The sequence below is a fragment of the Kocuria sp. genome (assembly GCF_030530945.1).
GTDB lineage: Bacteria > Actinomycetota > Actinomycetes > Actinomycetales > Micrococcaceae > Kocuria.
The window spans coordinates 332,865-353,352 of the sequence record NZ_JAUMTZ010000001.1; the positions used below are offsets into that span (position 1 = coordinate 332,865).

Below are 20,488 nucleotides of genomic sequence, written 5' to 3' on the forward strand. Positions count from 1 at the left end.
CCTCCCCACGCCGGCGTGTGCGCGGCGTCATGCGGTGACGGGGAAGCGGGGGCGAAGGGATAACGTTGCAGGGAGAGAACCCCGCACACCTCCTGGAAGGACATCCGTGACCGCTGCACGCATGACCACACCCGTCCGCGCCTCGGAACTCACGGGACGGGCCTGGCTGAACACCGGGGGTGAGCAGCTGGACCTGCAGAGCCTGCGGGGGAAGATCGTGGTCCTGGACTTCTGGTCCTTCTGCTGCATCAACTGCCTGCACGTGCTGGACGAGCTGCGCCCGCTGGAGGAGGAGTACGGGGACGTGGTGGTCACGGTGGGTGTGCACTCCCCCAAGTTCGAGCACGAGGCGGACCCGGACGCGCTCGCCGCCGCGGTGGACCGCTACGAGATCACCCACCCCGTGCTGGACGACCCCCGGCTGCAGACCTGGGACGCCTACACCGCGCGCGCGTGGCCCACCCTGGTGGTCGTGGACCCCGAGGGGTACATCGTGGCCCACCTCTCCGGGGAGGGCCACGCCCAGGGTCTGACCTCCCTCGTGGAGGAGCTGGTGGCGGAGCACGAGGCCAAGGGCACGCTGCACCGCGGCACCGGCCCCTACGTCCCCCGCCCGCAGCCCGAGGGTGACCTGCGCTTTCCCGGCAAGGTGGCCGCCCTGCCGGACGGCTCGTTCATGGTCAGCGACACCGGGCACCACCGCCTGGTGCAGCTCGAGTCGGACCTCACCACCGTGCGCCGAGCCATCGGCTCGGGCACGCGGGGCTGGTCGGACGGGCCCCGCGAGGTGGCGCGCTTCAACGAGCCCCAAGGCATTGCCGTGCTGCCCCCGCGCGTGCGCACCGAGGTGGGCTACGACCTGGTGGTCGCGGACACCGTCAACCACCGGCTGCGCGGCGTGGACCTGGGCTCCGGTGCCGTGCGCACCGTCGCCGGCAGCGGCGTCCAGCGCCTGCTCGACGACGCCCGCGCCCGCGGGGTGGACCCCAACGCCGTGCCGGACGGCGACCCCGCCGAGGTGGCGCTGTCCTCCCCGTGGGACCTCGTGTGGTCCGACGCCGCGGATACCCTGGTGGTGGCCATGGCCGGAACCCACCAGCTGTTCTCCTTCGACCCCCGCACGGGTGCCCTCGCGGTCCTGGCGGGCACGGGGGACGAGGGGCTGCGCGACGGCCCCGCCCCCCACAGCTGGTTCGCCCAGCCCTCGGGCCTGGCGCAGGACGCCCACGGCACCCTGTGGGTCGCGGACTCCGAGTCCTCGGCGCTGCGCAGCGTGCGCTTCCCCGCCACAACCCACGACGCCGCGGGGCCGGTTCCCGGGACCGACGGCGAGGGGCCTGCGGAGGCCGGGGACGGCGTCGTCGAACCCGAGGTGGACTCCGCCGTGGGACTGGGGCTTTTCGACTTCGGCTTCCGGGACGGGCCCGCGGAGCAGGCACGGTTGCAGCACTGCCTGGGTGTGGCGGTGCTTCCGGACGGTTCCGTGGCCGTGGCGGACACCTACAACGGGGCGGTGCGCCGCTACGACCCCGCCACCCGGGAGGTGACCACGCTGACCCGCGGTCTCGCCGAGCCCTCGGACGTGCTCCTGGACACCAGCAACGATGAACCCGTCCTGGTGGTCGTGGAGACCAACGCCCACCGGCTCGTCCGGGTGGCCGTGCCGCAGCAGGCGCAGACCGTGGACGAGGGCGCCGCGCAGATGCAGCGCAGGCGCACCCCGGTGGCGTCCGGGGAGCTCGAACTCGCGGTGCGGTTCGCCGCGCCCATGGGCCAGAAGCTCGACACCCGCTGGGGTGATCCCACCCAGCTGAAGGTCTCGTCCTCGCCCGAGGACGCGCTCGCGGCCGGCGGGGGGACCTCGCGGGGCCTCACCCGCACGCTGCGCCTGGCCGAGGGCGTCACCGAGGGCGTCCTGCACGTCACCGCCCGCGCGGCGGCGTGCGACGGCTCCCCGGACGGGGAGATCCCGGAGCACGCCGCGTGCCACCTGTACCAGCAGGACTGGGGCATCCCGTTCACGGTGGACCCCGCCGCCCCGGCGGAGCTGACCCTGGAGCTGCGCGGGCTCGACTGAGCCGCGGACCCGCGCGGAACCCTGCCGGGCGCGGGGCCTACCTCGGGGTGACGCTGACCCTCTCCCCGCTGACCTTCAGGTCCGCGGCGAAGGTGAACGGCACGTCCTCGGAGACCTTGGTGGTGTGCCCGTCGTACAGGTCCACCGCGGTGAACTCGATGTGCGCGGTGCCCCTGCTGTCCGGCAGCGACCACCGGTCCGCGTGCGGGCCTCCCAGCTGCGGCTGCGGCGCCGGGTAGTCGGTGATCCGCCAGGTGACCCTGTCCTGGATGCGTCCCGGGAACTCGAAGGAGAACGGGCACCCGCTCGGGTACAGGCTGTCCTGCCCGGCGCACGCGTCCAGGTGCTCGTGCACCTGCTGGTCCACCTGCTGCTTGAGCTTGGCCGAGGGCACGGCGGTGAGCTCCATGGTGGTGCGGGCAGTGGCATCGCTGACCGCCACCTCGCGCGGGTCCGCGGAGATCATGGGAGAGCTGTAGGAGCCGGTGTAGATCCCGGGGTAGAACACCGCGAAGTCGCGGGAGGAGTTCTTCAGCGCCACGGACGCGCCGTTGATGTCCACGGCCGTGGAGCCAGGCATGGTCACGGTCATGGTGGGCAGCGTGGAGGGGTCGAAGTCCCACACCGTGAAGAAACCCCACTGGGTCTCGGCGGGGTGCAGCGTGAACTCCGAGGAGGCGTCCCTGCCGTCCAGGCGGTAGGTCGCGCGGACCACGGCGTGGTCCCCGTCGGAGGAGACCGTGGAGACCTGCACGTCCGCCAGGTGGCTGCCCGCCTGCTTCAGGGCCTCACCGTCCAGCAGCGCGGGGTTGGAGTCCGGGACACGGGCGTTGAGCAGACCCAGGGCCTTGCCGCCGTCGCCGTCCTGCAGGGCCTTGAAGTACTCGCGCACGTCCGTCTCCGGCCCGTACTGGTACTTGTTCACGAGCGCGATGGTCACCGCCGCGGCCGCCACGGCCAGCACGATGAGGAAGAACCACGCGCCCACGGCCCGGACAATGCGATCACTGCGTTCCATGGACCCTCACGTTAGTTGATGCCCGGGGCGGGGGAGCTGCTGCCGGGGCCAGAGCCACTAGGCTGAACCGGGCGGCGGCGCCACGAGGGCGCGCGCGGTCACCCGGGAACCGCAACGGCAGGCGCGAGGCAGCACATGGCAGAGACCGTCCGACAGATCCCCCCGAGGTACGGAGCACCGCAGCACGTGTTCCACCCGCGCATCGGGTCCTACGGCCGTCGCATCGGTGCGGCGCTGCCCCCGCTGCTCGTGGTGGCCCTCGCCGTGGCCATGATCTACTACCGCCGCCCCGCCGGGCCCGTCATGGGCGTCCTGGGTCTGTTCGCCCTCGTGGGGGTGGTGGCCGCGTACGCCTACCTCCGCCCGGCGCTCGCGGTGCTCACCGAGGAGCACGTGCTGCTCTCCCGCTGGGTGGGCTTCCGGGCCGTGCCGCGCGAGCGCATCGTGCAGGTCGTCACGGTGGAGAGGCTCATCCCGCAGCGCGCTCCGCGGGGCAGGACCCGCGGACGCCCCCAGCTGTGGTTCGTCACCGGTGCCGGTCGCTGCGCACTCGCCCTGGACGGCACCGTCTGGGACGGGAAGTCGCTCCAGGAGCTCGCCCGGCTCAGCGGTGCCGAGCACGTCAACTTCTCCCGGGCCACCCCGGCGCAGGTCAGTGACCACTGGCCCCGCCTCGTCTCCTGGCGGATCCGCTACCCCCGCCTGCGCTACGCCGCCACCTCCGCCGCGCTGCTCGCGGTCGTCGCGCTGCTCGCCTGGTGGGCGTTCAGCCAGGGCACCGCCTGACGGGTCTCCCCGCAGTCCGTCTCGCCGCCGCACCGCCGCACCGCCGCACCGCTGCCCCGGGTGGGCGCGGGGCCGGTCGCGTCCATCACGCCCCCCCGGACACGACGGCGGCCGGTCCCCTCGGTGGGGGACCGGCCGTTCGCGTGTGGCGGGGTCTGGTCGGGGCCGGCCGTGGCGGGGTCCGGAGTCAGGACCTCGTCCGAGCGGTCCCGGACTCAGGGCCCTCAGACGGCGGAGGAGCCGCCCTGGGTCGCAGCACCCTGTTCCGTGCCGTCCTGCGTGGCGGTTTCGGCACCACCCTGCGCGGCGGGCGCACCTGCGCGCCCGGCGTCGCGCCGTCGAGCGCGCTCGATCTCCGCCTTGCGCTCCTCGTTCGCCTCACGGGTCAGAGCAGCACCGGCCTCGGCGTCACGCGTGAGGTTCTCACCGGTCTCCGGGTTGAACACGTGCATCCGTCGGCTGTCCAGCCAGATCTTGGAGGTGGAGCCGCCGCGGATGCGGGAGGAGGCATCCAGGGACACGACCACCTGCGCGGGCATCTCGTCCGCGTCCAGCTCCTGCGCCAGCTCGTTGAGCTTGTGCTGCACGGTCTCGTCCTGCTGGTACTGGATGTAGCCGTACTGCTGGTTGCCCAGCCACTCGGTGTGGGTGAACTCCGACTCGAACACGGTGCCGTGGCCCACCTTGGCCTCGTCCACGAACTTCGCGTCCTCGAAGTGCTCGGGGCGCAGGCCCAGCAGCACGATCTCCGGCGGGTTCACCAGACGGGTGCGCACCCGCTCCGGGATCTCGATCTCGCCGAGGGGAGTGCGGAAGACCGCGCCGTCCACCCGGGCCGGGATGAAGTTCATGGACGGGGCACCGATGAAGCCGGCCACGAACAGGTTTGCGGGCTGTTCGTACAGCTCCCGCGGGGACGCGATCTGCTGCAGCTGCCCGCGCTTGAGCACCGCCACACGGTCCCCGAGGGTCATGGCCTCGGTCTGGTCGTGGGTCACGTACAGGGACGTGATGCCCATGCGACGCTGCAGCTGGGCGATCTCCGTGCGCATCTGGCCGCGCAGCTTTGCGTCCAGGTTGGACAGGGGCTCGTCGAACAGGAAGGCGTCCGCGTCCCGCACGATCGCGCGGCCCATGGCCACGCGCTGGCGCTGACCGCCGGAGAGGTTCGCGGGCTTGCGCTCGAGGTGCTCGTTGAGGTCCAGCGTGTCCGCGGCCTCCCGCACCTTGCGGTCGATCTCCTCCTCACTGTGCTGGCCCTTGGCCAGGCGCAGCGGGAAGGCGATGTTCTCGTACACCGACAGGTGCGGGTACAGGGCGTAGTTCTGGAACACCATCGACAGGTTGCGGTCGCGCGGCTGGCGGTCGTTGACGCGCTCGCCGTTGATCAGCAGGTCCCCGCTGGTGATGTCCTCGAGACCCACGACCATGCGCAGCAGGGTGGACTTGCCGCAGCCGGAGGGGCCCACGAGGATCAGGAACTCGCCGTCCGCGATGTCGATGGAGATGTCGTTGACCGCCGGGAAGCCGTCGTCGTACTTCTTGACGAGGTGCTCCATGGTGATTGATGCCATGTCTTCTCAGTCCTAACTGTGTCTAAGCGTGAAGGGGAGGGCGGATCAGCCCTTGACCGCGCCCTGGGTCAACCCGGAGACGATCTGGCGCTGGAACGCCAGCACGAGGAGCACCACGGGGATCGTGACGATGATCGCCGCCGCGGCAATCGCACCGGCCGGGTCCTCGAACTGCGAGGCGCCGGTGAAGAACGCGAGGGCGGCGGGCACCGGACGGGCCGCGGAGGTGGAGGTCAGGCCGATGCCGTAGACGAAGTCGTTCCACGCGATGAAGAACGCGATGATCGCGGTGGTGAACACGCCGGGCATGGCGAGCGGGACGATCACCTTGCGGAACGCCTGCCACGTGGTGGCGCCGTCCACCTGGGCCGCCCGCTCCAGGTCCCACGGGATCTGCTGGAAGAACGCGGTGAGCGTCCAGATGGAGATCGGCAGCGTGAGGGAGAGGTACGGGATGATCAGGCCGAGCCAGGTGTCGTACAGGCCCACCTGGCGCCACAGGTTGAACAGCGGCGTGACGATGGAGATCACCGGGAACATGGAGACCATCAGTGCGGTGGTCAGCACCAGCTTCTTGCCGGGGAAGTCCAGACGCGCGATGGCGTAGGCGCACAGCGTGGCCAGGACCACGGCCACGAACGTGGCGATCAGGGAGATCCCGATCGAGTTGCGCAGCGCCGGGAGGAACAGGTCCTTGGCGTCGCCCGCGAAGATCTGGTGGTAGTTGTCACCGACGAACTTGGTGGGCAGGAACTTCCCGGAGTTCAGGTCCGAGGGGGACTTGAACGAGGTCATGAGGATCGACAGCACCGGGAACAGTGCGTAGACCAGGACCAGGACGGATATGACCGTCCAGCCGATTTTCTGTTTCGTGCTCAGCATGGCGGGTTACTTCCCCTTCCCAGAGCCACCGGTGAGGTCCACCTTGAAGACCTTGATGGCCACGAGCGCGATGACCATCACGCAGATGAACAGGATCACCGAGATGGCGGAGCCCAGACCGATCTCGAGCCGGCCGATGGACGTGCGGTACGCCAGGAGGGAGAGCGTCTCGGTGCCGTACTGCCCCTGGGTCATGATGAAGATGTTGTCGAAGATGCGGAAGGCGTCCAGCGCGCGGAACACCACGGCCACCATGATGGCGGCCTTCATGTTCGGCAGGATCACCCGGGAGAGGCGCTGCCACGCGGACGCCCCGTCCACGCGTGCGGCCTCGGTGAGCTCGCCGGGGACCTGGGCCAGGCCGGAGAGCAGCAGCAGCGAGATGAACGGGGTGGTCTTCCAGATCTCGGAGGCCATGATCACGATCAGCGACGGGGTCGCGGAGGCGAACCAGTTGAAGTCGGGCCCGATCACGGGCAGCCAGGAGAGCCAGTTGTTCACGTAGCCGGTGGTGATGTCGAACGCGTAGAACCACGCGAACGCGGAGACCACGGTGATGATGCCGTACGGCACCAGGATGGCGGTGCGCAGCAGCCCGCGGGTGGCCTTGACGGCGCTGTGCATCACGAGCGCCAGAGCCAGCCCGAGCACGAGCTCCACCAGGACGGTGACCACCGTGATCAGCACGGTGACCCCCAGGTCACGCCAGAACACGTGGTCCGAGAGGACCGTGGCGTAGTTGCCCAGGAACACGAACTCCTTGTCCCCCGGCGCGGTGAGCCGGAAGGAGAACAGGGAGTCCCACAGGGCCTGGACGATGGGGTACAGCGTGACCAGGAGCATGATCACGAACGCCGGGCCGGCCAGCAGCCATCCCAGCTTGCGCTCCGAGCGGGCCCGGTCCGAGAGCTGAGCCTTCTTGGGGCGGCTCTTCCCGGGCGCGGCTGCGCGGGCGTGAGAATCGACGGTGCTACTCACAGCAGCGCATCTCCCTTCAGGACTTCCTTGATGAATTCGGTGGTCTCACGAGGGGTGTCCTCGGTGACATCGCTGGGCGGGGTCCAGTCCTGCTGGATCGCGCTGGAGATCTCGTTGTAGTACGGGGTCTGGGCGCGCGGCTTGGCGGCGTCCAGGGACTTCCGGATGGTCTCGGCCATGGGGTAGGCCTTCTTGACCTCGGGGTCCTCGAACGCCTTGGCGGAGGAGGGCGGGTTGCCGTTGGTCGCGAAGTACTGGGCCTGGTGCTCGGAGGAGACGATGCACTGGACGGCCTGCCACGAGAGGTCCTGGTGCTGGGAGGAGGCTCCCACCCCCAGGTTGATCCCGCCCAGCGGGGGAGCGGAAGGGGTGTCGGCGTCCACGCGGGGCCACGTGGTCCACTTGATGTCGTCCACCACGGACTGGTCCAGGGAGCCCTCCTTCACAGCGGCCTGGGAGGCCGAGTAGATGAAGGGCCAGTTGACCATGAACGAGCCCTTGTCCCCCTGGAACTGGATCATGGAGGCGTTCTCGTCCTGGGTGGCGAGCCCGGGTCCGCCCAGGCCCTCCCGGCCGATGGTCCCGATGATCTCCGCGGCCTTGCGGCCCTGCTCCGAGTCGAGGTCCACCTGCGCGTCCTGACCGTCCTCGCCGTTGGTGACGATGTGGCCGCCGCCGGACTCCACGAGCCCGTTGACCCACACGGACATGGACTCACCGCGCACACCCTGCACTCCCAGGTACTTGTCCTGGGTCTTCGCGGCGTCGATGAGCTGGTCCCAGGTGACGGGCTTGGACATGTCCAGACCCGCGGCCTTGGCGGCGGACTCCCGGTACCAGAGCAGCTGCGTGTTGGCCCAGAAGGGGATGGCCACCAGCTCGCCGTTCCACTGGGCGCCCTTGAGGGGGCCTTCGAGGGTGTCCTTGGTGGTGGCCTCGACCACGTCCGAGGGCGGCTTGGCCAGGAACCCGGGCTCCGCGAGCTCGGGCACGTACGGCGGGTCCAGGCTCATGATGTCCATGGAGGTGTCACCGGCCGCGAGGCGTCGGGCGAGCTGCTCGCGCTGGGACGACGCGTCACGCGGCAGCAGCGAGGTCTGGATGGTGTACCTGCCGCCCGAGGCGTCCGAGCACTCCTGGGCGATGACGGCCTGGCCGCCGTCGTCGGGGTTGATGTACCACGTGAGAGTGGGTGGGCCGGATTCCCCGCTGCTGCACCCCGTGAGCAGCATGGCGGACGCGGCGGCGACGGCCGCGGCACTGCGGACGGCGCGCGGTTTCCCGGCCCTGCGTGAACGGTGAGTGGACTTCACGGTTGTTCCTCCCCTGACGAGCGACACTGCTGACAAGGACCGTCCGCGCACCCCCTGGGGTAAGCCGGGCGATTCAGCATTCGTACAGTCTACGGGTGGTGTGGGTCACTTCTGGCATGCGACGCGGTGCTCAGGAGAGAAGAGCCGCTATCAGCATCATGCTGAGCATGGATGTGGCGGTGGTGAGCAGGACGGTGTCCCGGCACACCGTGGTGGCGCGGTCGTAGCGCACGGCCGCCACGTAGAGGTTCTGGGCCGTGGGCAGCGCCGCCATGACCGCCGCCGCGTACAGGGCGTGGCCCTCGAGGCCCAGGGTCCCGGCGAGCAGCAGCGCCAGCACGGGGTGCACCACCACCTTGGCGCCGGTCGCCAGAAGGGTGTCCAGCCGCGCCCCGGGGACCGAGAGGGGTCGAGCCCGGACCAGGGAGATCCCGAACGCCAGCAGCATCGCGGGCACGGCGGCGCCCGCGACGATCTGCACGGGCTGCATCACGAGATCGGGGAGGGTCACGCCCGTGGCCGAGGAGAGGATGCCGAGGGCCGAGCCCACGATCAGGGGGTTGGTGCCGATGTTCTTCAGCACCGATCCCACGGTGGGCCGCTCACCGCCCGTGAGGGTGTCCATCACCGTCAGGTACAGCGGCGTGTTCAGGGCCAGCTGGAACAGCATCACGGGGGCCACCTGGGAGGCGTCCCCCAGGACGAACATGGCCACCGGGATCCCGAGGTTCGCGGCGTTGACCTGCCCCGCGGCCTGCGCGCCCATCACCACGGTGGAGGCGTCCCGGCCGAGGACGAACCGGGAGAACAGCCCGTACGCGAGCATGGTGAGCCACGCGGAGGCCGCCGCCACGAGCAGCGGTGCGGAGAAGATGCGGTGGACGTCTGCGTGGGACAGGGTGGTGAACAGCAGCGGGGGAGAGCCCACGTAGAACGCGAGCCGGGACAGCACCTGCTGCCCCTCCGCGCCGAGCACGCCCGCACGGCCCACGGCGTACCCCGTGCCGATCACGGCCCACACCACGAAGAACCCGGAGAGGACTCCTGTCACGGGCGCGCCTCCTCGGCTCGGCGGAACCCCCGGGAGGGGTGGTGGGAACGGGGCCTACTCGTGGGCGGGCGAGGCATCCTCCCGGGCGCGCTCGTGGTCCCGGGCGTGGGGAGGGCGCACCATGTCCCCGACCACGGCGTCCGCCGGGTCCGAGCCCAGCGCCACGATCCGGTTGTGCTGGTCCACGTGCACCACCCGGGGCTCGTACCCCGTGGCCTCGGCGGTGTCCATGAGGCCGTAGGCGATCAGGATCACCAGGTCCCCGGGATGCACCAGGTGGGCGGCCGCGCCGTTGATGCCCAGCACCCCGCTGCCGCGCTCGCCGGCGATCGTGTAGGTCTCCAGACGGGCGCCGTTGGTGACGTCCACGACGGCCACGAGCTCACCCGGGAGAATGTTCGCCGCGTCCAGGAGGTCCTGGTCCACGGTCACGGAGCCCACGTAGTGCAGGTCCGCCTGGGTCACGGTGGCACGGTGGATCTTCCCGGTGAACATGGTGCGCAGCATGGGTGCTCCTGTGACGGCGGGTGACGGGTCCCGGCACGCAAACGCCCCGGGACCGCTGCGGGTCTCGGGGCGTTCGTGGTGCGGTGCTGAGCGGCTGACGGGAATCGAACCCGCGTATCAGGCTTGGGAAGCGTGCGCTCTACCATTGAGCTACAGCCGCAGTGTGCCGCTCGGTCGCCGAAGTGCTCCGACGCCGGTGCAACGCCCACCACTGTACAACACGCGGCCCGCCCGTGGTGTTCCGTGCGTGGCTGGGGCGCACGCGCCGTGGACTACCGTGGTGCCGTGCTCATCTCCGACCGGGACATCCGCCGCCAGCTGGACTCCGGGCGCGTGCGCCTGGAGCCGTACGACCCCGCCATGATCCAGCCCGCGAGCGTGGACGTTCGCCTGGACCGCTGGTTCCGGCTCTTCGACAACCACAAGTACGCGCACATCGACCCCGAGCAGGAGCAGCCGGAGCTCACCCGGCTCGTGGAGGTCGCGCCGGACGAGCCGTTCGTCCTGCACCCGGGCGAGTTCGTCCTGGGGGCCACCTACGAGAAGGTCACCCTGCCGGACGACGTCGCCGCGCGCCTCGAGGGCAAGTCCTCCCTCGGACGGCTGGGTCTGCTGACGCACTCGACCGCGGGTTTCATCGACCCCGGCTTCTCTGGGCACGTGACCCTGGAGCTGTCCAACATGGCCACGCTGCCGATCAAGCTGTGGCCCGGCTCCAAGGTGGGGCAGCTGTGCTTCTTCCAGCTCTCCTCCGCCACCGAGCACCCCTACGGCAGCGGCGCGTACGGCAACCGCTACCAGGGCCAGCGCGGGCCCACGGCCTCGCGCAGCCACGTGAACTTCCACCGCACCGTCATCGAGTAGCGCCCGCCCCTCACGCCGCGGTGGTGGTCAGCCCCTCCGGCGGCCGGGGCGTGACCAGCAGCAGCACCAGCCCAGCCCCCACCACCACCAGGATCCCCAGCACCCCCCAGATCTGCGCGCCCAGCAGCGAGACGAACAGCCCGAACAGGCCCGGGGCCAGGAAGCTCACCGCGCGGCCGGTGGTCGCGTACAGGCCGTAGATCTCCCCGTCCCGCCCCGGCGGGATCAGCCTGCCCAGGTACGTGCGCGACGCCGCCTGGGCCGGTCCCACGAACAGGCACAGCGCCAGCCCGCACACCCAGAACGCCGGCTTGCCGTCCCAGAGCAGCAGTGCGGTTCCGGCCACCATGATGCCCACGAGCGAACCGGTGATGACCGCGCGCGGTCCGAGGGCGTCGTCGAGCGGGCCGCCCACGAACGCGCCGAGCGCGGCGAGCAGGTTGGCGGCCACCGCGAAGAGGATGACCTCGGTGAGGGAGAAGCCGAACGTGCCCGCGGCGAGCACGCCGCCGAAGGTGAACACCCCGGCCAGGCCGTCCCGGTAGACGGCCGAGGAGAGCAGGAAGAAGACGGTGGCGCGGGAGGTTCGCCACAGAGAGGCGATCGTGGCGAACAGCTCGCGGTAGGCGCCCACCAGGCCGGGGCGGCGCTTGGGGGTCGAGGGTGGACGAGCGGGGCCGGCGGCGTCGTATGCTCGAAACGGCATGGTGCGCGCGGCGCGCATCAGGGGCAGGCAGAACGCCAGGATCCACGCGGCACTGAACAGGGCCACGGCGCGGTAGTTGAGGGCGTCGTCCGTGGGGATGCCCAGGAACCCCGGGGTGACGAAGCCGAACAGGACGAACGCGAGGGCGAAGATCCCGCCCACGTACCCGGCGCCCCAGCCCCAGCCTGAGATCCTGCCCATGCGGTCGGGCCCGGCCAGTGCCGGGAGCATGGAGTTGTAGCCCACCGTGGCGAACTCCTGCGCCACGCTGCCGGCCGCCACGAGGCCCACACCGAGCAGGAGGCACCCCGGTTCGGGGCGGGCCAGGAACGCGAGTGCCGTGCAGGCCACGAGCAGCCACGTGTTCAGGGTGAGGAACCGGGCCCGGGAGCGGGGGGAGTCGCCGCGCTGGCCGATGAGCGGCGCGGTGGCGGCGATCACGAACCCGGCCACCGTCATGGCCGCGCTGAGCACGGCGGAGGTGTGCTCGGGCGAGCCGAAGGGCTTGCTGGTGAGGTAGACCGTGAAGACGAACGTGAGCATCACCGAGTTGTAGGCGGAGGTCCCGGTGTCCCAGAGGCACCAGGCGAGCACCCGACCGCGGGAGCCGACCTGGGCGGCGGGGGAGGGGTGTGCGGGGTGCTGCTGGGCCGTGGCGGCACGGTCGCGGGTCATGGGGCCACCCTACGGTGTGGCGGTGGTCACCGGGGGTCCTCGACGCTGTGCCCATCCGCGGGTGGCCGCGGACCGGGGCCCCGCTGTCCGGGGTCGTGGCAACACACCGTCTTGTTAGGATGGACCCCCGCACATTCTTCCCCCGACCCCATGACCACCGCCGTGCCCGGCCCGGGTGCGTGGGGCGGTTGCGGCCCGAAAGGCAGGGTTCCATGATCTCGGTGCTGCTTCTCCACGGGATCGCCGCCCTGTGCGCGCCCCCGCTCCTGAAGCGCACCGGCCGTTCCGGGTTCTACCTGGTGGCCCTGGTCCCGCTCGCGAGCTTCGTGTGGCTGTGCACGCGGGCCCCGCGCGTCTACGGCCCGGAGGGTGGCTGGAGCACCACCGTCCCCTGGATCCCCCAGCTGGACATCTCCCTGGCCTTCCGCATGGACGCCCTGGCGTGGATGATGTGCCTGCTCGTCCTGGGTGTGGGCTCGCTCGTGCTGGCGTACTGCGCCCGGTACTTCAAAGCGGACGCCCAGGACGTCGGGCCCTTCGCCGGGCAGCTCGTGGCGTTCGCCGGGGCCATGTTCGGCCTGGTCACCGCGGACGACCTCATGGTGCTGTTCGTGTTCTGGGAGATCACCTCGGTGCTCTCCTTCCTGCTGATCTCCTACTCCCGCACCAAGCTCGCGGCACGTCGTGCCGCGCTGCAGGCCCTGGTCATCACCACGGCCGGCGGGCTCGCGATGCTCGTGGGCCTGCTGATGCTGGGCCACGCCGCCGGGACCTACCGGATCTCCGGGGTCCTGGATGCCGCCCCGGGCATGATCGGCTCCCCCGCGGTGGACGTGGCCGTGGTGCTGGTGCTCGCGGGCGTGGTCACCAAGTCCGCGCTGTTCCCCACCCACTTCTGGCTGCCGGCCGCGATGGCCGCTCCCACGCCCGTCTCCGCCTACCTGCACGCGGCGGCCATGGTCAAGGCCGGGATCTACCTGGTGGCGCGCCTGGCGCCCGGGTTCGCGGACACCCAGTGGTGGCTGCCCGTGACCCTCACGCTGGGGCTCGGGACCATGGTCTTCGGCGGCTGGGTGGCCCTGCGCCAGTACGACCTCAAGCTCATCCTGGCCTACGGCACGGTGAGCCAGCTGGGGTTCATCACATCCGTCGTGGCCTTCGGCACCGCGGACACCGCGCTGGCCGGCATGGGCATGGTCATGGCCCACGGGCTGTTCAAGGCCCTGCTGTTCCTGAGCGTGGGCGTGATCGACCACCAGGCCGGCACCCGTGACATCCGCAGGCTCTCCGGCGTGGGGCGCATGGCGCCCAAACTGTTCACCGTGTCCGTGATCGGCGCCGCCTCCATGGCCGGAATCCCGCCCCTGCTCGGGTTCGTGACCAAGGAGGGTGTGCTCACGGCCTTCGTGGAGCACCTGTCCGAGCCCGCCGCGGTGGTCGCCCTCGCGGGGGTCACCCTGGGCTCGGTCCTCACCGTGGCCTACAGCGCCCGGTTCCTGTGGGGCGGCTTCGCCCGCAAGTCCGCCGAGTTCTCCGCGCTCGACGCCGCCCCGGACGGACAGTCCGTGATCAGCGAGTTCACCCCGGCGTCCTGGGCCTTCCTCATGGCGCCGATCGTGCTGGCCGTGTGCACCGTGGTCCTCGGCCTTTTCCCGGCGCCCCTCGAGGCGGGCATCCTGCCCTACCGGGACCTGTTCCCGGACGCACCCGAGTCCCACCTGCACCTGGAGCTGTGGCACGGGCTGACCCCGGCGCTGGGGCTCTCCGTGCTCATCATCGCCGCGGGTCTGGCGCTGCACGCCGTGCGCGGTCCGGTCAACCGGTTCCAGAAGCGGCTGCCCGCCCTGCCCACCGGCGACTACGTCTACCGCCGGGTCATCAACGTGCTGGACGTGGTGGCCGTGTGGCTCACCGGGCGCACCCAGCGTGGTTCGCTGATGTTCTACCTCTCCGTCATCCTGGTGACCGCCATCGTGGTCCCCCTCGTGGCACTGTTCTGGTACCAGACTCCGCCGCTCGCGGACTTCCGCCTGGCGGACTCCCCGGCCCAGATGGCCACGGGGATCGCCATGGTCGTGGCGGCGCTGCTCGTGCTCACGGCGGGCAAGCGGTTCCTGGCCGTCCTGCTGGTCTCCGTCACCGGGTACGGGCTGTCCCTGCTCTTCGCGCTGCACGGCGCCCCGGACCTCGCCCTGACCCAGATGCTCGTGGAGACCATCTCCCTGGTGGCCTTCGTGCTCGCGCTGCGCTCGCTGCCCGCCCCGCTGTGGAACCGCCGCCGCGCGGGCCACCGGGTGTTCCGGGCAGTGTTCGCCGTGGCTTTCGGGCTGTTCATGATGGCACTGGCGGCGTTCTCCATCTCCTCCCGCAGCGCCGAGCGGATCTCCCTGGACCTCCCGTCCATGGCGTACGAGATCGGCCACGGTGCGAACGTGGTCAACGTGATCCTGGTGGACATCCGCGCCTGGGACACCATGGGCGAGATCTCCGTGCTCACGGTGGCCGCCACGGGCATCGCCTCCCTGATCTTCGTGAAGGGCCGCGGGGACCGGCTGCGCAGCGAGCGCCACGAACTGGACGCGGAGCGGCTCGAGGCCCTGCGCGGGGCGGACTCCGCGGCACACTCGCCGCAGGCGCACACGGAGCAGCTGGAGGCGGCCCGGCGCTTCACCTCCCGCCCGGACGCGGACCCGTTCCTGCTCGCGGGGCGCACCCTGGCCCCGGAGCGGCGCTCCATCATCTTCGAGGTCGTGGCGCGGCTGCTGTTCCACACCTTCATGATCGTGTCCCTGTACCTGCTGATCGCCGGCCACAACGACCCCGGCGGGGGCTTCGCCGGTGGGCTCATGGCCTCCCTGGCCCTCACGCTGCGGTACCTGGCGGGCGGGCGCTACGAACTGGAGCGCGCCACCCTGGTCAACGCCGGCTGGATGCTCGGCGCGGGGCTGGCGATCGCCTCCCTCTACGCCGTGACCCCGGTGCTCTTCGGCGGCACGGTCATGGAGAGCTACACGTACGAGTGGGACGTGCCGCTGTTCGGCCACGTCAAGTTCGTCACGGCGCTGGTCTTCGACGTGGGCGTGTACCTGATCGTGGTGGGGCTGGTCCTCGACATCCTGCGCTCGCTCGGCGGGCGCATCGACGAGCGCATCGAGCGTGCCGCCCTGGAGTCCGGGACGCGCCGCACCGGTCGCGGCTCCAGGATCCGCCTCACCCGCAGCGGCGCGGGCGTGTCCGCCACCCGGTCCGACGACCCTGACGTGCCCACGGGCTCCATTGTCTCCGGCGACGAAACCTCGGAGGTGCGGCCGTGACCGTGAACCTGACCATGCTCGTAGTCATGGGTGTGCTGTTCTCCGTGGGGGTCTACCTCCTGCTGGAGCGCTCCCTCACCCGCGTGCTGCTGGGCCTGATGCTGCTGACCAACGGCGCCAACCTGCTGATCCTGCACACCAGTGGAGTTCCCGGTGCAGCCCCGCTCTACGACTCCGCGCTGGACGGCTCCGACTACTCGGACCCGCTGCCGCAGGCCCTGGTGCTCACCTCCATCGTGATCTCGCTGGCCACCACGGCCTTCCTGCTCAGCATGATCTGGCGCTCCTGGATCCTGGCCCGCCGGGACGAGATCCAGGACGACCTCGAGGACCGTCGCGTGGCGCAGCAGTCCTCCTACGACGCCGAGGACGACGACGCCATGCCCCAGGACACCTCCGAGTTCAACCACGGGGACGCCCGGTACACGCCGTCACGGCACAACGAGGAGGAGGCCACGGAATCGCCGGGTCACCACAGGGCCGAGAAGCGCCAGCAGGACGAGAAGAGGCACACGCATGAGTTCTGACCTGGCGCAGCTGGCACCGCTCGCGGTGCTGATCCCCTTCCTGGGAGCGGCCCTGAACTTCGTGATCGTCCACCGCAACCGCCTCCAGCGCACGGTGACGGTGGGCGCCATGGCCCTCACCCTGGTGCTCAACGCGGTGCTGCTCGCGAACGTGTGGACCCAGGGCCCCCAGGTGGTGCACCTGGGCGGCTGGGCGGCCCCGTACGGGATCGTGATGGTGGTGGACCAGCTCTCCGCGCTGATGCTCGTGGTCTCCGTGGTGGTCTCCCTCGCGGTGCTCGTCTACGCCGTGAGCGAGGGCGTGGCCGGCGGCGACGACGAGGGTCCCATCTCGATCTTCTACCCCACGTTCCTGCTGCTGGTGGCCGGGGTGTCCAACGCGTTCCTGGCCGGGGACCTCTTCAACCTCTACGTGGGCTTCGAGATCCTCCTGACGGCGTCCTACGTGCTGCTCACCATGGGCGGGACGGCCCAGCGCATCCGTGCGGGCATCACGTACGTGGTGGTCTCCGTGATCTCCTCGATCCTCTTCCTGATATCGCTCGGCATGATCTACGGGGCCACGGGCACGGTGAACATGGCGGACCTGTCCCTGAAGCTGGCGGACCTGCCACAGGGCACGCAGCTGCAGCTGCACCTCATGCTGCTCATCGCGTTCGGGGTCAAGGCGGCCGTCTTCCCGCTGTCGTTCTGGTTGCCCGACTCCTACCCCACGGCCTCCGCGCCCGTGACCGCGGTGTTCGCCGGTCTGCTGACCAAGGTGGGCGTCTACTCGATCATCCGCACGGAGACGCTGCTGTTCCCGGACCGGCAGATCAACGGTCTGCTGATGTGGGTGGCCCTGCTGACCATGCTGGTGGGCATCCTGGGCGCGCTCGCCCAGATCGACATCAAGCGCATGCTCTCGTTCACGCTCATCAGCCACATCGGGTACATGATCTTCGGCATCGCGGTGGGCACCCCGCAGGCACTGGCCGCGGTGGTGTACTACATCGCCCACCACATCGTGATCCAGACCAGCCTGTTCCTGGTGGCGGGACTGATCGAGCGCCGGGGCGGGTCCACCAACGTGGACCGCCTGGCGGGGCTGCTGCGGATCTCCCCGGTGCTGGGGGTGCTGTACCTGGTCCCGGCACTGAACCTGGGTGGCATCCCTCCCTTCTCCGGCTTCCTGGGCAAGGTGGGTCTGCTGGAGGCGGGCACCGCCAGCGGGACCTGGCTCGACTACCTCCTGGTGGGCGTGTCCGTGCTCGTTTCGCTGCTCACCCTCATGGCGCTGATCCGGGTGTGGAACCGGGTGTTCCTGCGCCGCGTGGACGACGCCGAGTACCCGGATCCCGTGCTGCGCGCCACCACCGCGGAGGGCCGCAGCCCCCGCACCTCCCGGGTGGTGTCCCGCAAGCCCGGCAGCAGGTTCTCGGGCTCCGCCCCCGTGGTGCTGCTTCCCCGGACCATGATGGGCGCCACGGCGGCCCTGGTGGTGGTGGGCGTCTCGCTCACGGTCTTCGCTGGCCCGCTCTTCGACCTCGCCGGCAGCGCCGCCGACAACCTGCTCCACCCGGATCGATACGTCAACGCCGTCCTGGCCCCGGTGGGTCAGGGCGGGGTGAGCGAGGAGGCACCGTGAGCACGTCCGCCATCCGCAGGCAGTCCCGCAACTCCCTGCGGGCCGAACTGCCCCTGATCCTGTGGCTCGTGGTCGTCTGGGGCGCACTGTGGGGGGACTGGAGCCCCGGAAATCTGGTCTTCGGCCTGGTGCTGGCCGTGCTGGTCACCAGGACGCTGGTCCTGCCCCCCGTGCGGCTGTCCGGGCGCTTCAACGTGCTGCACTTCGCCCTGTTCGTGGTCACGTTCGTCTGGGAGGTCGCCAAGGCGAGCGCCCAGGTGTTCTGGGTGGCGCTCTCGCAGGGGCCCCGGGTGCGCAACGCCGTGCTGCAGGTGCCGCTGCGGCAGAACAACGACCTGCTGATGACCGCCGTGGGGCACACCATGGCGCTGATCCCCGGCTCGCTGGTGGTGGAGGTGGACCGCGGCAACGGCATCCTCTACTTCCACGTGCTGAACGTCTCCACGCCCGAGCAGGCGGAGAGCTTCCGACGCTCGGCGCTGGACATCGAGGCCGCCTGGATCAGGATCATGGGCACCCGCGAGGACCTCGCGCTGCTGCCCGTGAAGGGTGATCCGGACCGCACGGAGGCCACGGGCGCCGTGGAGTCGCCCACCGAGAAGATGCACGAGACCGAAACCGAGACCGAGACAGCGGCCGAGGGCCGGGGACAGGAGCGATCATGACCGTGTTCGACGTCGCCGTGTGGGTGTGCGGAGTCATCCTCGCCCTCGCGGCCGCGGGGACCATCTACCGCCTGGCGAAGGGCCCGTCCCTGCTGGACCGGGTGATCGCCTCGGACGTGCTGCTGGCCATCGTGGGTGCGTCGCTGGCCGTGGAGATGGTGTACCACCACAACACGGACAACATCCTGCTGCTCGTGATCGTCTCGCTGGTGGGGTTCCTGGGCTCCGTGACGGTGGCCCGCAACGTGGGGCTGGACCGCTCATGAGCTGGCACACGGTGGTGGACGCGGTGGCACTCGTGTGCATGGTGGTGGGGGCGTTCATGTCCCTCGCCGCGGCGGTGGGCCTGGTGCGCTTCCCGGACCTGCTGTCCCGCATGCACGCGGGCACCAAGCCGCAGGTCTTCGGGCTGCTGCTCCTGCTCACGGCGCTGGCTCTGGAGAGCGGTGAGCCCCGCATGATCCCGCTGCTGGTGCTGGCGTGGATCTTCCAGCTGCTCACGGTGCCAGTGTCCGCGCACATGGTGGGACGGGCGGCCTACCGCTCCAAGCACCTGCACGAGGAGAACCTGGTGGCGGACGAGCTCCGGGACGTGGTGGCCCGCGCGGGCGGCGACGACTCCCGCTGAGGACACGGACCGTCCGAGCCACCCGGCAAGGTGTCCCCGCGCGGGCCGCGAGGTTCGTATGCTGGGGGAGGAACACGATGCCGCTGACCACCCGGTGCCGGCGGCACGTCACGAGAACCAAGGAGATACCCATGAACAAGGTGATGGATCTGCTCGGCACGGCCGCGTCCCTGGGCGGCGTGGCACTGTCCAACAAGGCACTGTCCGCGGTGTGGAAGAAGGTCACGGGCAACGAGCCCCCCGCCAAGAACCCGGACGAGGACGAGGCCTGGCGCGACATCATCATCTGGGCCATGGTCACCGGTGTGGTGGGCACGGTCATCAAGGTGGCCATCTCGCGGCAGGTTGCCAAGCTGGAGTCCGACGACAAGGACTCCGCCAAGACCTCGCAGTCCGAGATCTGATCCGGGACCCGTCCCACGACGAACGGCCGGGTACCCCGCGTACCCGGCCGTTCGTCATCTAGACTGGGAGCTCAACGACAGGGGAGCGCCGCAGCGGCGCTGAGAGTGCGCGTCAGCGCAGACCCTCGAACCTGATCCGGTTCATACCGGCGCTAGGAAGTCGAGTATCTCAGGGGCACGGTCGCACGGGCGGCCGCGGCCCCTCCCCTCCTGGAGCCTTCAGGAGGATCTCATGACGCAGTCCCGCACCACCGCACCCACCTCACCGGCACGCTCCTCACGACGCAGGTCCTGGCGGGTGGTGGACATCGTGGTCGCCGCAGTGCTCTCGGCCGTGTGCGCCGTGGTCTTCTGGCTGTGGTCCAACCTGCTCTCGCCGGTCGTCTCGGCGGGCACCGTGGCCTACCCGCCCACCGCCGGGCTGATCGTGGGCGGGTGGCTCGTGGCCGGTACCCTGGGCGCGCTGATCATCCGCAAGCCCGGGGCGGCCCTCTTCTGCGAGCTGCTGGCCGCCGTGCTGGAGATGTTCCTGGGCACGCACGCGGGCTGGCTCGTGGTCCTCTCCGGAGTGGTCCAGGGCCTGGGTGTGGAGCTGGTCTTCCTGGCCACCGGCTACCGTCGTTTCGGTCTGGGCGTCGCCACCGTCGCCGGTGCGGTCTCCGGGCTCTTTCTCGGCGTGAGCGAGGACATCATGTACAACTACGAGTGGGCCACCGACCAGAAGGTTGTCTACGCCGTGCTCACCACCCTCTCCGGCGCCGTGATCGCCGGCGCCCTGATGTGGCTCGTGGTGCGCGCCCTGCAGGCCACGGGGGTCCTGGGGGCGCTCGCCTCCGGCGCCGCGCGTCGATGAACGACCCGGCGGCGTCCGAGCCCTCGGCACCCGATCGTT

General features: G+C 70.4%; 19 protein-coding genes, 1 tRNA gene and 1 riboswitch. Of the genes, 11 read left to right on the forward strand and 9 right to left on the reverse strand.

What is annotated here, in order from left to right:
• The first annotated feature begins 121 nt into the window (after positions 1-121).
• On the forward strand, positions 122-2,077 hold the full coding sequence (locus tag Q4A22_RS01525) for an NHL domain-containing thioredoxin family protein (protein WP_303176961.1): 1,956 nt from the start codon (positions 122-124) through the stop codon (positions 2,075-2,077).
• 37 nt (positions 2,078-2,114) lie between these two features.
• Here the strand turns inward: Q4A22_RS01525 and Q4A22_RS01530 are convergent, their stop codons facing one another.
• Positions 2,115-3,095 (reverse strand): hypothetical protein, encoded by a 981-nt coding sequence (locus tag Q4A22_RS01530; protein WP_303176757.1) that lies wholly within the window; start codon positions 3,093-3,095, stop codon positions 2,115-2,117.
• Positions 3,096-3,230: 135 nt separating this feature from the next.
• Between Q4A22_RS01530 and Q4A22_RS01535 the strand changes: the two genes are divergently transcribed.
• Positions 3,231-3,881 (forward strand): hypothetical protein, encoded by a 651-nt coding sequence (locus tag Q4A22_RS01535; RefSeq protein WP_303176758.1) that lies wholly within the window; start codon positions 3,231-3,233, stop codon positions 3,879-3,881.
• 224 nt (positions 3,882-4,105) lie between these two features.
• Here the strand turns inward: Q4A22_RS01535 and Q4A22_RS01540 are convergent, their stop codons facing one another.
• From Q4A22_RS01540 to Q4A22_RS01570, 7 genes are all read right to left on the reverse strand, one after another.
• On the reverse strand, positions 4,106-5,455 hold the full coding sequence (locus Q4A22_RS01540) for an ABC transporter ATP-binding protein (RefSeq protein ID WP_303176759.1): 1,350 nt from the start codon (positions 5,453-5,455) through the stop codon (positions 4,106-4,108).
• 45 nt (positions 5,456-5,500) lie between these two features.
• Entirely contained in the window at positions 5,501-6,337 is an 837-nt protein-coding gene (locus Q4A22_RS01545; RefSeq protein ID WP_303176760.1) for a carbohydrate ABC transporter permease, read from the reverse strand.
• Between the two features lie 6 nt (positions 6,338-6,343).
• A complete protein-coding gene (locus Q4A22_RS01550) occupies positions 6,344-7,315 on the reverse strand; it encodes a carbohydrate ABC transporter permease (RefSeq protein ID WP_303176761.1) in 972 nt (323 codons plus the stop codon).
• A complete protein-coding gene (locus Q4A22_RS01555) occupies positions 7,312-8,628 on the reverse strand; it encodes an extracellular solute-binding protein (protein WP_303176762.1) in 1,317 nt (438 codons plus the stop codon). Before Q4A22_RS01555 ends, Q4A22_RS01550 begins: the two co-directional genes overlap by 4 nt.
• 130 nt (positions 8,629-8,758) lie before the next feature.
• Positions 8,759-9,679, reverse strand: a complete 921-nt coding sequence (locus Q4A22_RS01560) for an AEC family transporter (RefSeq protein ID WP_303176763.1) — start codon at positions 9,677-9,679, stop codon at positions 8,759-8,761.
• Positions 9,680-9,733: 54 nt separating this feature from the next.
• Complete coding sequence (gene panD / locus Q4A22_RS01565; RefSeq protein ID WP_303176764.1) at positions 9,734-10,186, reverse strand: aspartate 1-decarboxylase; 453 nt, start codon at positions 10,184-10,186, stop codon at positions 9,734-9,736.
• Between the two features lie 89 nt (positions 10,187-10,275).
• Positions 10,276-10,346, reverse strand: a tRNA-Gly gene (locus tag Q4A22_RS01570).
• 125 nt (positions 10,347-10,471) lie between these two features.
• Here Q4A22_RS01570 and dcd point away from each other — a divergent pair.
• A complete protein-coding gene (dcd, locus tag Q4A22_RS01575; protein ID WP_303176765.1) occupies positions 10,472-11,050 on the forward strand; it encodes a dCTP deaminase in 579 nt (192 codons plus the stop codon).
• 10 nt (positions 11,051-11,060) lie between these two features.
• On the opposite strand, the gene Q4A22_RS01580 is transcribed toward dcd, so the two are convergent.
• Positions 11,061-12,431 (reverse strand): MFS transporter, encoded by a 1,371-nt coding sequence (locus Q4A22_RS01580; protein ID WP_303176766.1) that lies wholly within the window; start codon positions 12,429-12,431, stop codon positions 11,061-11,063.
• Positions 12,432-12,643: 212 nt separating this feature from the next.
• On the opposite strand from Q4A22_RS01580, the gene Q4A22_RS01585 reads away from it, so the two are divergent.
• From Q4A22_RS01585 to Q4A22_RS01620, 8 genes are all read left to right on the forward strand, one after another.
• On the forward strand, positions 12,644-15,745 hold the full coding sequence (locus Q4A22_RS01585; RefSeq protein ID WP_303176767.1) for a Na+/H+ antiporter subunit A: 3,102 nt from the start codon (positions 12,644-12,646) through the stop codon (positions 15,743-15,745).
• Positions 15,742-16,272 (forward strand): Na(+)/H(+) antiporter subunit C, encoded by a 531-nt coding sequence (locus Q4A22_RS01590; RefSeq protein ID WP_303176768.1) that lies wholly within the window; start codon positions 15,742-15,744, stop codon positions 16,270-16,272. The genes Q4A22_RS01585 and Q4A22_RS01590 overlap by 4 nt, the downstream gene beginning before the upstream one ends.
• Complete coding sequence (locus Q4A22_RS01595) at positions 16,262-17,899, forward strand: Na+/H+ antiporter subunit D (protein ID WP_303176769.1); 1,638 nt, start codon at positions 16,262-16,264, stop codon at positions 17,897-17,899. Before Q4A22_RS01590 ends, Q4A22_RS01595 begins: the two co-directional genes overlap by 11 nt.
• Positions 17,896-18,564, forward strand: a complete 669-nt coding sequence (locus Q4A22_RS01600; protein WP_303176770.1) for a Na+/H+ antiporter subunit E — start codon at positions 17,896-17,898, stop codon at positions 18,562-18,564. Before Q4A22_RS01595 ends, Q4A22_RS01600 begins: the two co-directional genes overlap by 4 nt.
• Positions 18,561-18,830: a monovalent cation/H+ antiporter complex subunit F gene (locus tag Q4A22_RS01605; RefSeq protein WP_303176771.1), complete on the forward strand. Its 270-nt coding sequence runs from the start codon at positions 18,561-18,563 to the stop codon at positions 18,828-18,830. Before Q4A22_RS01600 ends, Q4A22_RS01605 begins: the two co-directional genes overlap by 4 nt.
• Complete coding sequence (gene mnhG, locus Q4A22_RS01610; protein ID WP_303176772.1) at positions 18,827-19,192, forward strand: monovalent cation/H(+) antiporter subunit G; 366 nt, start codon at positions 18,827-18,829, stop codon at positions 19,190-19,192. The genes Q4A22_RS01605 and mnhG overlap by 4 nt, the downstream gene beginning before the upstream one ends.
• A gap of 131 nt (positions 19,193-19,323) precedes the next feature.
• Positions 19,324-19,596 carry a DUF4235 domain-containing protein gene (locus Q4A22_RS01615; RefSeq protein ID WP_303176773.1) on the forward strand — a complete coding sequence of 91 codons (273 nt, stop codon included), beginning with the start codon at positions 19,324-19,326 and terminating at the stop codon, positions 19,594-19,596.
• Positions 19,597-19,665: 69 nt separating this feature from the next.
• A riboswitch (TPP riboswitch) is annotated at positions 19,666-19,772 on the forward strand.
• A 56-nt stretch (positions 19,773-19,828) separates the two neighbouring features.
• The gene (locus tag Q4A22_RS01620) at positions 19,829-20,449 is read left to right on the forward strand and encodes an ECF transporter S component (protein WP_303176774.1); all 621 of its coding nucleotides are present in this window, start codon (positions 19,829-19,831) and stop codon (positions 20,447-20,449) included.
• The last annotated feature ends 39 nt before the right edge of the window (positions 20,450-20,488 follow it).

Excerpts from the sequence above, each read along its gene's own strand:
- Q4A22_RS01545 (WP_303176760.1), bottom strand. The coding sequence starts at position 6,337 with ATGCTGAGCACGAAACAGAAAATCGGCTGGACGGTCATATCCGTCCTG.
- Q4A22_RS01540 (WP_303176759.1), bottom strand. The coding sequence starts at position 5,455 with ATGGCATCAATCACCATGGAGCACCTCGTCAAGAAGTACGACGACGGC.
- Q4A22_RS01530 (WP_303176757.1), bottom strand. The coding sequence starts at position 3,095 with ATGGAACGCAGTGATCGCATTGTCCGGGCCGTGGGCGCGTGGTTCTTC.
- Q4A22_RS01595 (WP_303176769.1), top strand. The coding sequence starts at position 16,262 with ATGAGTTCTGACCTGGCGCAGCTGGCACCGCTCGCGGTGCTGATCCCC.
- Q4A22_RS01615 (WP_303176773.1), top strand. The coding sequence starts at position 19,324 with ATGAACAAGGTGATGGATCTGCTCGGCACGGCCGCGTCCCTGGGCGGC.
- Q4A22_RS01525 (WP_303176961.1), top strand. The coding sequence starts at position 122 with ATGACCACACCCGTCCGCGCCTCGGAACTCACGGGACGGGCCTGGCTG.
- Q4A22_RS01535 (WP_303176758.1), top strand. The coding sequence starts at position 3,231 with ATGGCAGAGACCGTCCGACAGATCCCCCCGAGGTACGGAGCACCGCAG.
- Q4A22_RS01620 (WP_303176774.1), top strand. The coding sequence starts at position 19,829 with ATGACGCAGTCCCGCACCACCGCACCCACCTCACCGGCACGCTCCTCA.
- Q4A22_RS01585 (WP_303176767.1), top strand. The coding sequence starts at position 12,644 with ATGATCTCGGTGCTGCTTCTCCACGGGATCGCCGCCCTGTGCGCGCCC.
- Q4A22_RS01605 (WP_303176771.1), top strand. The coding sequence starts at position 18,561 with ATGACCGTGTTCGACGTCGCCGTGTGGGTGTGCGGAGTCATCCTCGCC.
- panD (WP_303176764.1), bottom strand. The coding sequence starts at position 10,186 with ATGCTGCGCACCATGTTCACCGGGAAGATCCACCGTGCCACCGTGACC.
- Q4A22_RS01580 (WP_303176766.1), bottom strand. The coding sequence starts at position 12,431 with ATGACCCGCGACCGTGCCGCCACGGCCCAGCAGCACCCCGCACACCCC.
- mnhG (WP_303176772.1), top strand. The coding sequence starts at position 18,827 with ATGAGCTGGCACACGGTGGTGGACGCGGTGGCACTCGTGTGCATGGTG.